This is a genomic window from Maribacter sp. Hel_I_7 (genome assembly GCF_000688315.1).
Taxonomy (GTDB): Bacteria; Bacteroidota; Bacteroidia; order Flavobacteriales; family Flavobacteriaceae; genus Maribacter; species Maribacter stanieri.
The window spans coordinates 305,285-319,299 of the sequence record NZ_JHZW01000002.1 but is presented as its reverse complement, the minus strand read 5'-3'; the positions used below and the strand labels follow the sequence as shown (position 1 = coordinate 319,299).

At 35.1% G+C, this 14,015-nt stretch carries 12 protein-coding genes; 9 read left to right on the top strand and 3 right to left on the bottom strand.

The window, feature by feature from the left end:
• The first annotated feature begins 19 nt into the window (after positions 1-19).
• The 8 genes from eno to P178_RS0102850 all read left to right on the top strand — a co-directional run bounded on the left by eno (position 20) and on the right by P178_RS0102850 (position 9,738).
• The gene (gene eno / locus P178_RS0102885; protein ID WP_027064802.1) at positions 20-1,312 is read left to right on the top strand and encodes a phosphopyruvate hydratase; all 1,293 of its coding nucleotides are present in this window, start codon (positions 20-22) and stop codon (positions 1,310-1,312) included.
• 119 nt (positions 1,313-1,431) lie between these two features.
• A complete protein-coding gene (locus P178_RS0102880; protein WP_027064801.1) occupies positions 1,432-2,967 on the top strand; it encodes a glycogen synthase in 1,536 nt (511 codons plus the stop codon).
• 115 nt (positions 2,968-3,082) lie between these two features.
• Positions 3,083-4,369, top strand: coding sequence for a citrate synthase (locus P178_RS0102875; protein ID WP_027064800.1), 1,287 nt, complete (start codon positions 3,083-3,085; stop codon positions 4,367-4,369).
• A 92-nt stretch (positions 4,370-4,461) separates the two neighbouring features.
• Positions 4,462-5,376: a dimethylarginine dimethylaminohydrolase family protein gene (locus P178_RS0102870; protein WP_027064799.1), complete on the top strand. Its 915-nt coding sequence runs from the start codon at positions 4,462-4,464 to the stop codon at positions 5,374-5,376.
• A gap of 44 nt (positions 5,377-5,420) precedes the next feature.
• Positions 5,421-6,350: a citrulline utilization hydrolase CtlX gene (gene ctlX, locus P178_RS0102865; RefSeq protein WP_027064798.1), complete on the top strand. Its 930-nt coding sequence runs from the start codon at positions 5,421-5,423 to the stop codon at positions 6,348-6,350.
• A 94-nt stretch (positions 6,351-6,444) separates the two neighbouring features.
• Positions 6,445-7,056 carry a hypothetical protein gene (locus P178_RS0102860; RefSeq protein ID WP_027064797.1) on the top strand — a complete coding sequence of 204 codons (612 nt, stop codon included), beginning with the start codon at positions 6,445-6,447 and terminating at the stop codon, positions 7,054-7,056.
• Between the two features lie 9 nt (positions 7,057-7,065).
• Positions 7,066-7,557, top strand: a complete 492-nt coding sequence (locus tag P178_RS0102855; RefSeq protein WP_027064796.1) for a (2Fe-2S)-binding protein — start codon at positions 7,066-7,068, stop codon at positions 7,555-7,557.
• A 3-nt stretch (positions 7,558-7,560) separates the two neighbouring features.
• Entirely contained in the window at positions 7,561-9,738 is a 2,178-nt protein-coding gene (locus P178_RS0102850) for a xanthine dehydrogenase family protein molybdopterin-binding subunit (protein WP_027064795.1), read from the top strand.
• Positions 9,739-9,765: 27 nt separating this feature from the next.
• Here the strand turns inward: P178_RS0102850 and P178_RS0102845 are convergent, their stop codons facing one another.
• The 3 genes from P178_RS0102845 to P178_RS0102835 are packed head-to-tail and all read right to left on the bottom strand — an operon-like array spanning position 9,766 to position 12,118.
• Positions 9,766-11,190, bottom strand: coding sequence for an SDR family oxidoreductase (locus P178_RS0102845; RefSeq protein WP_027064794.1), 1,425 nt, complete (start codon positions 11,188-11,190; stop codon positions 9,766-9,768).
• Positions 11,190-11,696, bottom strand: coding sequence for a DUF1648 domain-containing protein (locus tag P178_RS0102840; protein WP_027064793.1), 507 nt, complete (start codon positions 11,694-11,696; stop codon positions 11,190-11,192). Before P178_RS0102840 ends, P178_RS0102845 begins: the two co-directional genes overlap by 1 nt.
• Positions 11,693-12,118, bottom strand: coding sequence for a hypothetical protein (locus P178_RS0102835; RefSeq protein WP_027064792.1), 426 nt, complete (start codon positions 12,116-12,118; stop codon positions 11,693-11,695). Before P178_RS0102835 ends, P178_RS0102840 begins: the two co-directional genes overlap by 4 nt.
• Positions 12,119-12,233: 115 nt before the next feature.
• On the opposite strand from P178_RS0102835, the gene argS reads away from it, so the two are divergent.
• On the top strand, positions 12,234-14,015 hold the full coding sequence (gene argS, locus P178_RS0102830) for an arginine--tRNA ligase (protein WP_027064791.1): 1,782 nt from the start codon (positions 12,234-12,236) through the stop codon (positions 14,013-14,015).

Sequence of the window (14,015 nt, the reverse complement as noted above, 5' to 3'; positions counted from 1 at the left end):
ACCTATAAAAATATATTAGATGAGTATTATATTAAATGTTCACGCAAGACAAATTTTAGATTCTAGAGGAAACCCAACTGTTGAAGTAGATGTAGTTACGGAGAATGGAGTAATGGGAAGAGCAGCGGTTCCTTCTGGAGCTTCAACTGGTGAGCATGAAGCAGTAGAATTACGTGATGGAGGTAAGGCTTTCATGGGTAAAGGTGTAAGTAAAGCTGTTGATAATGTAAACACTATCATTGCTGAAGAAATTTTAGGAATGAATGTTTTTGATCAAAATCTTTTAGATCAAACTATGATTGACTTAGATGGTACGCCAAATAAATCAAAATTAGGTGCAAATGCAATTTTAGGAGTTTCGTTAGCTGCTGCTAAAGCTGCTGCCAATGAATTAGGTCTTTCTCTTTTCAGATATATAGGAGGAGTTAGTGCAAACACACTTCCTGTTCCTATGATGAACATAATTAATGGTGGTTCTCACTCAGATGCACCTATTGCATTTCAAGAGTTCATGGTTATGCCAGTAAAAGCGAAGAGCTTTTCTCACGCAATGCAAATGGGGACTGAAATTTTTCATAATCTTAAAATGGTATTACACGATCGTGGTCTTAGTACTGCAGTTGGTGATGAAGGAGGTTTTGCTCCAAACTTAGCAGGTGGTACTGAAGATGCATTAGATACAATTGCTATTGCAGTTAAAAATGCAGGTTACTCTTTAGGTGATGATGTTATGATCGCTTTAGATTGTGCTGCTGCAGAATTCTATGTTAATGGTAAATATGATTATACTAAATTCGAAGGTGATAAAGGTGTAATTAGAACTTCTGAAGAACAAGCTCAGTATCTAGCTGATTTAAGTGCTAAATACCCTATTATCTCTATTGAAGATGGTATGGACGAAAATGATTGGGACGGTTGGAAATCTTTAACTGATAAAATTGGAGATAAAGTTCAATTGGTTGGTGATGATTTATTTGTTACTAATGTTGAGCGTTTATCTACAGGTATCGAAAAAGGAATTGCTAATTCAATTTTAATTAAAGTAAACCAAATAGGAACTTTAACTGAAACTATAGCAGCTGTAAATATGGCTAAAAATGCCGGTTATACTTCTGTTATGTCTCACCGTTCTGGAGAAACTGAAGATAATACTATAGCAGATTTAGCTGTTGCATTGAATACAGGTCAAATTAAAACTGGTTCTGCATCAAGATCTGATCGTATGGCTAAATACAACCAATTACTTCGTATTGAAGAAGAGTTAGGAAGTACGGCATACTATCCTCAAGAAAAAGCTTTCAAAATAGGATAATTTAAGTATTGATTATATAATTAAGCCTTTCTTTTTAGAAAGGCTTTTTTTTTTGGCGTACATCAAAACTTTAACTACCTTTTGAGAATAAACCAAATATAATCCCTCTTTATTAGCGTATGAATAATTTTCTTTTTGTTTCCGCAGAGAATGACGCCATTCCAGATTGTAAAGCTGGTGGAATGGGAGATGTTGTTAGAGATGTGCCTAGGGAGATATCGAAGCGAGAAGATAAAGTTCACGTGGTTGTGCCTGCGTATTCTAGATTGCATAAAAATGGAATTTTTAAAACTAAACTCGAATTTAGTCTTAGGGGTATGCCATACACTGCAGAATTGTACGAAGTAATCCCTAAAAGAGTTGATAAGAATATTACACATTATGTTATTCACCATCCTGAAATAATAGAAGGTGGTATCGCCCATATATATCACGACGACCCAACGGAACCTTTTTTTAATGATTTTGTCAAGTTTGTGATTTTCTGTACAGCTACAGCAGAGGCAATTAAAATAGGTGCATTTGGCGATTTGGATATAGTGCATATGCACGATTGGCATTCTGCTGCATTATTGTTTATAAAGACATATCATCCAAATTATAAAGATTTGAAAAAGATGCGTTATGTATATACCATCCATAATTTGGCAATACAAGGTATACGTCCTTTTTATAACAATTATGCTTCCATGAATAACTGGTTTCCAGAGGTGCAGTTAGATCATAAAGCGTTAATGGATTCTAGATATCAAGATTGTATAAATCTTATGGCGGTTGGTATACGTCTTGCAGATGCTGTACATACCGTTTCTCCATCTTATAAGGAAGATGTTCTTTTACCAAGCAGAAGGCCAGAATTTATAGGAGGTGAAAGTTTGGAGGACGATTTGTTGAAAGCAAATAATGAAGGAAGATTATTCGGTATTTTAAATGCAAGTAATTACGGTAATATAAGAGTAGCAGAAAAAGGGTTATTATATAGAAATACTGTAAAAGCTTTATTTAGGTGGCTTCAAGATACTTCCAAAAAATATAAGGCAGATTTTCTTGCGCATACCGGTGAGAAGATTATGCAGTATGTTGGTAATAGACCAAAATTTATTGTGTCTAGCGTAGCTCGATTAACCGAGCAAAAATTTTATTTCTTAAAACGTTCTCCAGAGGCTTTTGAAAAAATGCTGGCAAGATTAAGTGAGATTGATGGAATATTCATTTTGCTAGGAACTGGTGATCCTGATTATGAAGAATTTTTTCGCCATATGAGCTATCATCACAAGAACTTCGTTTTTACTAACGGCCAATCAGAGGATTTAATTGATTCTATGTACTTAGAAACAGACTTATATTTTATGCCAAGTTTATTTGAACCTTGTGGTATAAGTCAAATGCTGGCAATGAGAAACGGTAATCCATGTTTAGTTCATCATACCGGTGGCTTAAAGGATACTGTTGCACACATGAAAACAGGCTTTGCATTTAGTGGTGAAACATATGATGAGCAAATTAATAATATGGTAAAGAGTTTTGATGAGGCACTTACCATTTGGGAACATGATAAACCCACTTGGAAAAAGATTAAAGCCAATGCAAAAAAGGCTCGTTTTACCTGGGAAAAATCTTTAGATGAATATTACAAGTCACTATATCTGTTGTAAAGAATGTAATTCATAGAACTTATTGTTAATTTTACCCCAAACAGAATTTTGAAATTGTTAAAACAATCCTGTTTTGTTAACTTTACGAGTAGTATTTAAAACGTAAAAATTAAAAATGTCAGATAAAGCTATTTTAGAATATAATGGTGAAAAATACGAGTTTCCAGTAATTAAGGGAACCGAAGATGAACTTGCAATTGATATCAAATCTTTGCGTTCAGCAACCAAAGGAATTATAACCATTGATCCGGGTTTCAAAAATACAGGATCTTGTGAAAGTGCTATTACATTTTTGGATGGTGAGAAAGGGATTTTACGTTACAGAGGTTATTCAATTGAGGAATTGGCTGAAAAAGCAGATTTCTTAGAAGTAGCTTATTTATTGATTTTCGGAAATTTACCAAACGATACTGAACTTGCGAAATTTCATAAAGACATTAAAGATGAATCTCATGTAGATGAAGAGATGAAAAAGATTTTGGATGGTTTTCCAAAGTCTGCACATCCTATGGGTGTGTTATCTTCTTTAACAAGTGCATTAATTGCATTTAACCCTTCTACAGTAGATGTTAGTTCTGATGAGGCTATGTACCATGCAATTGTACGTATTCTTGCTAAATTCCCAGTTCTTGTAGCATGGACTTTGCGTAAGAAGAAAGGTCTTCCGTTAGATTACGGTGATGATAGTTTAGGTTATGTAGAGAACATTCATAAGATGATGTTTAAGCGTCCTAACCAAGATTATAAGAAGAACAAGGTTGTTATAGAGGCTTTGGATAAATTATTGATCTTACATGCCGATCATGAACAAAATTGTTCTACGAGTACAGTTCGTATAGTAGGTTCTTCTCATGCTGGTTTATTTGCTTCATTATCTGCAGGTATTTCTGCACTTTGGGGTCCACTTCATGGTGGTGCAAACCAAGCTGTTTTAGAGATGCTAGAAGCTATTGAAGCTGATGGTGGTGATACTAAGAAGTATATGGCAAAAGCAAAAGATAAATCTGATCCATTTAGATTAATGGGCTTTGGTCACAGAGTTTATAAAAACTTTGATCCACGTGCTAAAATAATTAAGAAAGCTGCTGATGAAGTATTGGCAGATTTAGGTATAGATGATCCAATTCTTGAAATCGCTAAAGGTTTAGAAAAAGAAGCATTGGAAGATCCATACTTTGTTGATAGAAAATTATATCCAAACGTAGATTTCTACTCTGGTATCATTTATAGAGCTTTAGGTATACCAACAGAAATGTTTACGGTTATGTTCGCGTTAGGAAGATTGCCAGGATGGATTGCACAATGGAGGGAAATGAGATTGAACGGCGAACCTATTGGTAGACCAAGACAAGTTTATATTGGTGAGAAATTAAGATCTTTTGTCGAACTTGACAAGAGGTAGATTGCTACCGTTAATAAAAAAACAAAAAGCTCTTTTAATTTTTAAAGGGGCTTTTTTTTATGCCATTTTTTAAATCATATATACAGAGACATATGTTGCAATTAAATATTAATGATGAGATTTCACAGTTAAAAGCTGTTGTTTTAGGTATAGCTAGAAGTTCTGGACCAACGCCAACAATAGAAGAGGCTTATGATCCAAAATCTCTAGAACATATTAAGGCTGGCACATACCCATTGGAAAGTGATATGATTGCTGAGATGGAGGCTTTTAGAATGGTATTTGAGAAATACGATGTAAAGGTATTTAGACCTGAGGTTCTTGAAAATTGTAATCAAATATTTACAAGAGATATAGCCTTTGTAATTGAAGATAAATTAATTAAGGCGAATATATTACCTGACCGCGAACAAGAGGTAGAGGCAATTTTACATGTACTTGATAAAATTGACGATGATAATATTCTTCAACCACCAGCAAACGTGCACGTGGAAGGTGGTGATGTTATGCCATGGAACGATTATATTTTTGTTGGAACCTATACCGCACCAGATTATTCATCTTATATAACTGCGCGTACAAACAAAGCTGCAGTAGAATATTTAACGAAACAGTTTCCTCATAAAACAGTGAAGTCTTTTGAATTAAGAAAGTCTAATACGGTTGCTCAAGATAATGCTTTGCACTTAGACTGTTGTTTTCAGCCTTTGGGTAAAGGAAAAGCTATTTTACATAAGAACGGGTTCTTGGTAGAAGAAGAATACCAATGGTTGGTTGATTTTTTTGGAAAAGAAAATATTTTTGAAATTGATGCTCAAGAAATGTATCATATGTTCAGTAATGTATTTTCTATATCACCACAAGTAGTGGTTTCTGAGCGTAATTTTACACGTCTCAATAATTGGTTACGTGATCAAGGTTTTACCGTAGAGGAGATTCCGTATGCTGAAATTTCAAAACAGGAAGGATTACTGCGTTGTAGTACATTACCATTAATAAGAGCATAAGTTTATATAAAAATAGATAAGAGAAATTTAATTAGTACCCCTATATGCAAATAACAAATACAATCCTCATGATTCGTCCGGTGTCGTTTAGAATGAACGAACAGACCGCTGTCAATAACTACTTTATGGAAGATATTGATTTGAAGAATCAAGAAATTAATGCACAAGCTCAAGAAGAGTTCGATGCTTTTGTATCCTTATTAAAGAGCAATGGAGTTAATGTCATTGTGGTTGAAGACACAAAAGAACCTGATACTCCCGATAGTATTTTTCCTAATAATTGGATTTCATTTCATTCAAATGGAACAGTAGGTGTTTACCCTATGTTCGCTGAAAATAGAAGAAATGAGCGCAGAGAAGATATCTTAGAAACTCTTGAAGAGAACGGTTTTAAAATTAAAGATGTTATAGATTATACTTCTGCAGAAGATGAAGGGTTGTTTCTTGAAGGCACTGGAAGTATTTTAATAGACCGGGTAAATAAAAAAGCGTATTGTGCGCTTTCTGAACGTGCAAATGAAGATTTGTTTATTGAATTTTGTGAAGATTTTGATTTCTTCCCGGTAATTTTTACGGCAAACCAATCTGTAGATGGTAAAAGACTTCCTATCTATCATACGAATGTAATGATGGCGTTGGCTGAAGACTTTGTGGTAATTTGTACGGATTCCATAGATGACAAAAAAGAAAGAAAAAACGTTTTGGACCATCTTAAAAAAGATGGAAAAGAGGTGATTATTATTACTGAAGGTCAAATGCATCACTTTGCTGGAAATATGTTACAAGTTTTAGGAGCAGATGATAAAAGATATATGGTTATGAGTTCAGCGGCTTACCATAGCTTACGACCAGAACAAGTAGCTCAAATTGAAAATCATTGCGCTATTCTACATAGTTCGTTACATACTATTGAAACCTGTGGTGGCGGTAGCGCTCGTTGCATGATGGCAGAAGTATTTCTTTCGAAGAACTAATGCATAAGTAACTTACCGCGTTTATAAATTTTAATGGGTTAAAAAAGTCTTAAGCTTTTATTATCTTCATAGGTATCAGATATTGATAAATGCTATGAAGATAAGACCCGTTTATTTTTTTTTACTATTAGCTGTTGTTGGAGTAGTACTAGTGTTTGCAAATACTCCAACAATATCAAACTATAAAACTTATGATAATCAGGGAATAGCGCAACAAAATCCTGATGAATCTTATGAGAAAATGATGGACGTTCTTACCCATCAACGTTGTATGAATTGTCACCCTAACGATAATATACCAAAACAAGGCGATGATAGGCATCCTCATTATTTTGGTATGGCTAGAGGTGATGATGATAATGGATTTGAAGCAACGAGTTGTAATACATGTCATCAATCTATCAATAATACAAATTCTGGTGTTCCAGGTGCACCGCATTGGTCATTGGCTCCGGCTTCAATGGGTTGGGAAGGGCTTTCGCGAGCTCAAATAGCTGAACGTTTACTCGATAAAAATACCAATGGCAATAGAAGTCATGATGAACTTGTAAAACACATGACTGAAGATGATTTGGTGTTTTGGGTGTGGGAGCCAGGTGTAGATGCAGATGGTAATCAGCGAACGATACCACCAGTATCTAAAAAAGAATTTAAAGAGGCTGTTGAAAACTGGTTCGCCAATGGAGCAATAATCCCTAATAAATAATAAGATTTTATGGAAATTTCATTGACAATAAACGGTATGCTAAAAACCGTTGATGTAGGAGACGAGAACACACCACTACTTTGGATTGTTAGAGATTTATTGGACCTAAAAGGAACCAAGTTTGGTTGTGGTAAAGCAGCTTGTGGTGCATGTACTTTACTTGTAGATGATGAGGCTGTTCGTTCTTGTTCTTACCCTGTCAAATTTGTGGAAGGAAAAAAGGTGATTACAATTGAAGGTTTGGGAGATAGGGAGAATCCACATCCTGTGCAACAAGCATGGATTGAAGAAATTGTACCTCAATGTGGATACTGTCAACCTGGTTTTATGATGGCAACGGCTGCGCTCTTAAATAAAGTACCTAACCCAACTGATGAGGATATAGACAATAATATAATTAACGTTTGCCGTTGTGGAACGTATTATAGAATGCGAAAAGCAATACATAGAGCTGCAAAATTACAAGCTGAAATAAATACGAACGAGACTAAAGAAATATAGTTGATGGGGGATAAAAGTAGTGGAGCTAAGAAAGTTTCTAGACGTAAATTTTTAGTAAGAGGTGGTTTGGGTACTATTGGTGTTTTAGCCATCGGGACATATATTTTTCGTAATGGTATTCGTAGAGAAATTTTAGGTACGGTTAACTCTTTAGAAATGCCATATACAGATAACACCGATCAGCCGATGGTTTGGTTTGAGGTAACTTCTGAAAATAATATAGTATTACATTCTCCTAAAATGGAGATGGGTCAAGGAACTTTTACTGGTATTGCCCAAATGGCTGCAGATGAACTTTCTGTATCTATGCAACAAATTCAAGTTGTACATGCAGCTTCTTCAACGGGCAATGTAGATAGTTTCGCAACGGGTGGTAGTACTTCTATATCTGGTCTATGGCAGCCACTTAGAGAGCTTTCTGCAATGCTACGAATGATGCTTTTAAAAGAAGCCTCGCAGAAATTGAATATTGATGTAACCCAACTTCAAATTGAAGATGGAGTTATATCCGGTACTGGAAAATCTTTGACTTATGCACAAGTTGCTGAAGGTGTGAAGAATTGGGAAGTGCCTGATACTCCTAAATTAAAAAGTTTGAAAGAGTATAAATTTGTTGGTAAACCCATTGCTAGAGTAGATTTAGATGCCAAGGTTTTTGGAGATTCTATATATGGGATGGATGCTCAAATGCCAGATATGCTTTATGGCGCAGTTGTAAGACCTACCAAAATAGGATCAATTTTTGTTAGTGCAGATATTGCTACTGCAGAAAATATGCCTGGTGTGGTAAAAATTGTGGTTGAAGAGGATTTTGTTGGTGTTGTCGCAAAATCTATGATTGAAGCAGAAAATGCGAAGAATGCTATTAACGTCACTTGGAATAGTTATAAAGATTTGAATACCGAAGCAATTACAAAAATTATTAAGGTTGGTAATGGTAAATCTACCATCATTCAAAAGAATGGAAATTCATTAGATGAAGAAGGTGATTTAGTAAGACTAGAATTTAGAACTCCAATTGGAGCACATGCCCAAATTGAACCAAATGGAGTAGTGGCATCAGTTGATGGTGATAGCGCAATTGTAAAAATTTCTACTCAAGTTGTAGGTATCACTAGAAAAGAAGTTGCTAAAAGATTAGGTCTGGATACTGATAAGGTTAATATAATACCTACTTATTTAGGTGGAGGATTCGGTAGAAGATTGCATACACCACATGCTGTACAGGCTGCTGTAATGTCTAAAGCTGTGGGTAAACCGGTAAAATATTTTTTCAGTAGAAAGGAAGAGTTTCAGCATGATATGTTTAGACCGCCTACCCATCACGTTATAAAAGGAAAATTAAATGCAGACGGACTTTTACATGGCTTGGAACATGAATTTGTTAGTGGAGATGTTGGTAACAATTCTGCACTAATACCTAATTTTTTACCTCCTATTATTGGAGCCGATGTTGGGGCAATACGTGGAGGGTTCATTCAATATTCAGGTATTCCAAATTTCAGAGCAGTTTATTGGCATGTAGATTTACCGTTTGCTACCAGTTGGTGGCGTAGTCTTGGTTTATTGGCAAACACATTCGCCATGGAAAGTTTTATGGATGAAATGGCGCTGAAGGCTAATAAGAATGCTGTAGAATTTAGACTTCAGCAAATTGCGGATGATGCTATGGGTGTGCGTCTAAAAAATGTAATTAAAGCTGCCGCTGAAAAAGCAAACTACTCTGAAGAAATAACAAATGGTCGTGCTATGGGTTTTGCGGCTTCTATAGATGCTAATACTCCATGCGCTCAAGTTGCTGAAGTTTCAATTATAGACAACGAAATAATTGTTCATAAGGTAACAGTTTCTTTAGATCCGGGTTTAGCGGTGAATCCAGACCAAATACGTGCACAGTGCGAGGGTTGTGTAATTATGGGAATGAGTGCTGTGTTATACGAACAAATGTTTGTGGAAGATGGGGAGTTAACACCAACAATATACGGTCCTTATCAAATGGCATTAATGAAAAATGCTCCAAAGGAAATAGATGTTGTTTTGCTACAAGGAAAAGATACTCCCGGTGCAGTGGGCGAACCACCACTAGGACCTATTGGTGCTGCAATTGCAAATGCCGTTAGACGCTTAACGGGAGAGAGATTGACCGAGCTACCATTGAAGCTATCAAAACTTACGGTATAATTATAGGTTTTAGAACTTTATATTCAGTTATTGACTGGCAATATTTTTAATCATTCCGCCAAAAATGAAGTAGTGAAAAGGCACTATGCTATACCAATATAATCTACCACGCAAACCACGTGGTCTAAATGTCGCTGTTTGATGTAGTACATTATCATCATCAATTTTGAATTCTAGCCAAGCCTCGCCGGGCAACTTCATTTCTGCAAATAACAAAAGGCGTTTTGCCTTTTTATCTGCTAAAAGAACACGCCAAAAATCTAAGGAATCACCAGCGTATATTCTGTCAGGATGTGTTCTGCCACGCCTTAAACCAACACCGCCAGAAAGTTTATCCATAAAGCCCCTAATTTTCCAAAGCCAATTGCCATAATACCAACCAGTTTCGCCGCCAATACTCCATACGCGTTGTAGTACTTTCTCAGGATTTTTTACTTTAATTTGTTTGTGATCCTTAAGTACACCATATTTTGGAACTTGTATATGCTTTTCCAGATTGTCTACAAAACGACCACTAATCATACTATCCTTCCAGCTACTAATAACTAAATTCTGCTCTATTTTTTTAAAAGCTAAATCTATGGCCTCTTTGTATGTGTGAGGTTTTATATTGAGAATTTCTTGTAATCTGGTATCTTTTGCAATAACCTCAATTTTCATACTGTCCACTAAATTCAATGCTAACTTGTATGATGTTGAGGTAACAAAGTATAGCCAATAAGAAGAGAGCTTTGGCGTCATGACAGGTACAGTCCAAATCCAGTTTTTAAAGCCCCTCACTTCTGCATACTTATGAAGCATTTCTTTGTATGTAAGTACATTGGGGCCGGCAATATCAAAAGAGTCGTTATATGTTTTTTCATTTCCTAAAACGCCTGTCAAGAAAGTAATTACATCGCGTATTGCAATAGGCTGTGTCTTTGTCAATACCCATTTAGGGGTAATCATTACAGGTAATTTTTCGCACAAATCACGAATAATCTCAAAAGATGAACTTCCAGATCCTACGATGATACCTGCTCTAAGCACAGTTAATTTAAATTTGCCTTGATAAAGAATGTCTTCAACATTTTTGCGAGATTGTAAATGCTTTGAAAGGTTGTCCTCATTTACTATTCCGCTTAAATAGACTACTTGTTCTATTTGAGTTTTTGCAACATATTTATTGAAATTTTCAGCAGTTTTAGCCTCCATTTCATCAAAATCTTGTGTTGATGAGCTCATGGAGTGGATCAGAAAATAGGCAGCATCAATATCATTTGGAACAACATTTTCTTTCGGCTCTTCTAGAAAATCAATTTCTATAACCTCAATTTTACTTCTAGTTTCCTTATCTACGGATAATCTAGCTTCATCACGAACGGCGCATACAACCTCATGTCCCATATCTAAAAGCTGCGGTAGTAATCGCATGCCTATATAACCATTTGCGCCTGTGAGAAGTATTTTCATTATCTGGGTATTTGGTACATTTTAAAAATGTAATAAAGTGGTGTTATGGTTACAAATGCTACAATGAATGCAGTGATTATTGTGAAATTAAAATAAAAGCTTAATCCGTATGCTTGGGTAATGATTTCTATTAGGATTGGTGTTAGCATAATTGATATGGCTAGACTTAAATAAACCAACATCCGCAAAGAAATTTTATAAAGTTCAGGGGCATTTCTCTTGGATAAACTGACCGGATAATTCATGTTCCAAGGTTTTACTTTTTTGATAACAAGGTTTAAAAAGAGATAAATTATTAGTGTCAAGACTGGAAATGTCCAAATAGAATCTTTAGAGCCATAGCCATCAATTTCTCCTTTAAAATTAAAATGGCTAGGTATTTTATTAGGTAATTCTGTGTAGAAAATTGCAACAATTATAAAATTTAGAACAACTATAAACCAGCCTAACAGTAAGAGATTTTGTTGATTTTTAGTTAACCTTATTTCTATTTTAGGTAGGTTCATAAATCTTCTATTGAGGTTGGTGCGTTATCCGCTTTGTACGCTAATAGTTTTTTAAAAAACTTCTGCACAGCTTTCGTATCAGAGGCAACTTTTATAAAATATTGATCTCTATATATTGAATATACTGATGCTTCTCCTTTATACAATGTAAGTTTATAATAGGGTATGATCAAAGCATAAGATTCTAACAGAGAACGAAAACCGACAATAATGCCATTAGGTCTTATTTCCACATTGCAAGTATCTGTGTTATTATCTAAAATCAGTAAATTTCTTATTTCGATACTCGTTTCGGTAATAGTGAGTTTTGGAGAGCCAATACCGCCCATCGCCCAACGTTCTTTCAACGTAAATGGCTTGCCTACCTGTTGATCGATTTTTTTAATAACCTCTTTATTGTTGTAAGATACATTTACAAGCATGCTAGCTTATTTACCGTGTTTTTATTAAAGTTAACTAAATGAGAAATGAATGACGAATCTGTTTACCTTAAAAGACTAAAAATGATTAGTTTTGCAGGCTTAATTAAACGTTTTGGTGAATATTCAAGAGGTACTATCAGATAAAGTAAAAGAAGCGGTTAAATCTATCTTTGACAAGGAATTGCCAAATGTAGAATTTCAGCCTACCCGAAAAGATTTTGAAGGAGATATCACAATTGTGGTTTTTCCTATGTTACGTGTTGTAAAAGGCAACCCAGTGGAAATTGGAGAGCAAATAGGTGCATATATTCAAGAGCATGTAGATGAAGTTGTTGGTTTTAATGTGATCAAAGGGTTTTTGAATATCGTTATCAACGATAGTTTTTACCTGGATTTTTTCAATTCAATTACATCTAAAGAAAATTTTGGTTTCGTAAAAGAATCTGATGATGCCGTAATGGTAGAGTATTCTTCGCCAAATACTAATAAGCCATTACACTTAGGGCATATTCGTAATAACTTATTAGGATATTCTGTTGCTGAAATTTTAAAAGCTTCAGGTAAGAAAGTATACAAAACACAAATTATTAATGACCGCGGAATCCATATTTGTAAAAGTATGGTGGCTTGGCAAAAATTTGGAAATGGAGAAACACCTGTTTCTGCCGGGTTGAAAGGTGATAAGCTAGTCGGTAATTATTATGTGGCATTCGATAAAGCTTATAAGGAGCAAATAGCAGAATTAGTAGCTAACGGTACTGATCAAAAAGTTGCTGAAAAGGAAGCTCCAATATTATTGGAAGCTCAAGAAATGCTTTTAAGATGGGAAGCAGGAGAAACGGAAACCGTTGAACTTTGGAAAACCATGAATAGTTGGGTGTACAAAGGTTTTGAGGTTACTTATAAAAATTTAGGGGTTGATTTTGATACACTATATTATGAAAGTGATACGTACCTTTTAGGGAAAGATGTAGTTGCAGAGGGACTTGAAAAAGGTGTTTTCTTTAAAAAGGAAGATGGTAGTGTTTGGATAGATTTGACTGAAGACGGATTAGACGAGAAAATAGTTCTTCGTTCTGACGGTACTGCAGTTTACATGACCCAAGATATTGGTACGGCTATACAACGTGTAAAAGATCATCCAGATGTAAATGGCATGGTGTATACCGTTGGTAACGAACAAGATTATCACTTTAAAGTGCTTTTCTTAATTCTTAAAAAATTAGGTTTTTCATGGTCTAATAAATTGCACCACCTAAGTTATGGAATGGTAGATTTACCAAGCGGTAAAATGAAGAGTAGAGAAGGTACAGTAGTTGACGCCGATGATTTAATGGCTGATATGACCCAAACTGCTGCAAACATTTCTGAAGAGCTAGGTAAGTTAGAAGATTACAATGAAGAAGAAAAACAGTCGCTTTATAAGATGATTGGTTTAGGTGCATTAAAATATTACATTTTAAAAGTTGATCCTAAAAAACGAATCTTATTTGACCCAGAAGAATCTGTTGATTTTCAAGGAAATACTGGTCCTTTTATTCAATATACGTACGCTAGAATCCAATCTATCTTAAGAAAGGCGGAAAGTATGGGTATTGTAATTTCTAAGGATGCTAATGTGTCTGAATTACATGGCAAGGAAAAGGAATTGATAAAACAGCTTCAACTATTTCCTGACACCATTCAATTGGCTGCAGAGAACTATAGTCCTGCATTGATAGCTAATTATACCTACGATTTGGTAAAAGAATTCAATTCGTTCTACCAGCAAGTTTCCATACTTGGGGAGGCTGACGATCAGAAAAAAATTCTACGTGTTCAGTTATCCAAAAAAGTAGCAGAGGTAATAGAAGATGCATTTAAATTACTGGGTGTAGAGGTGCCTGAGCGTATGTAA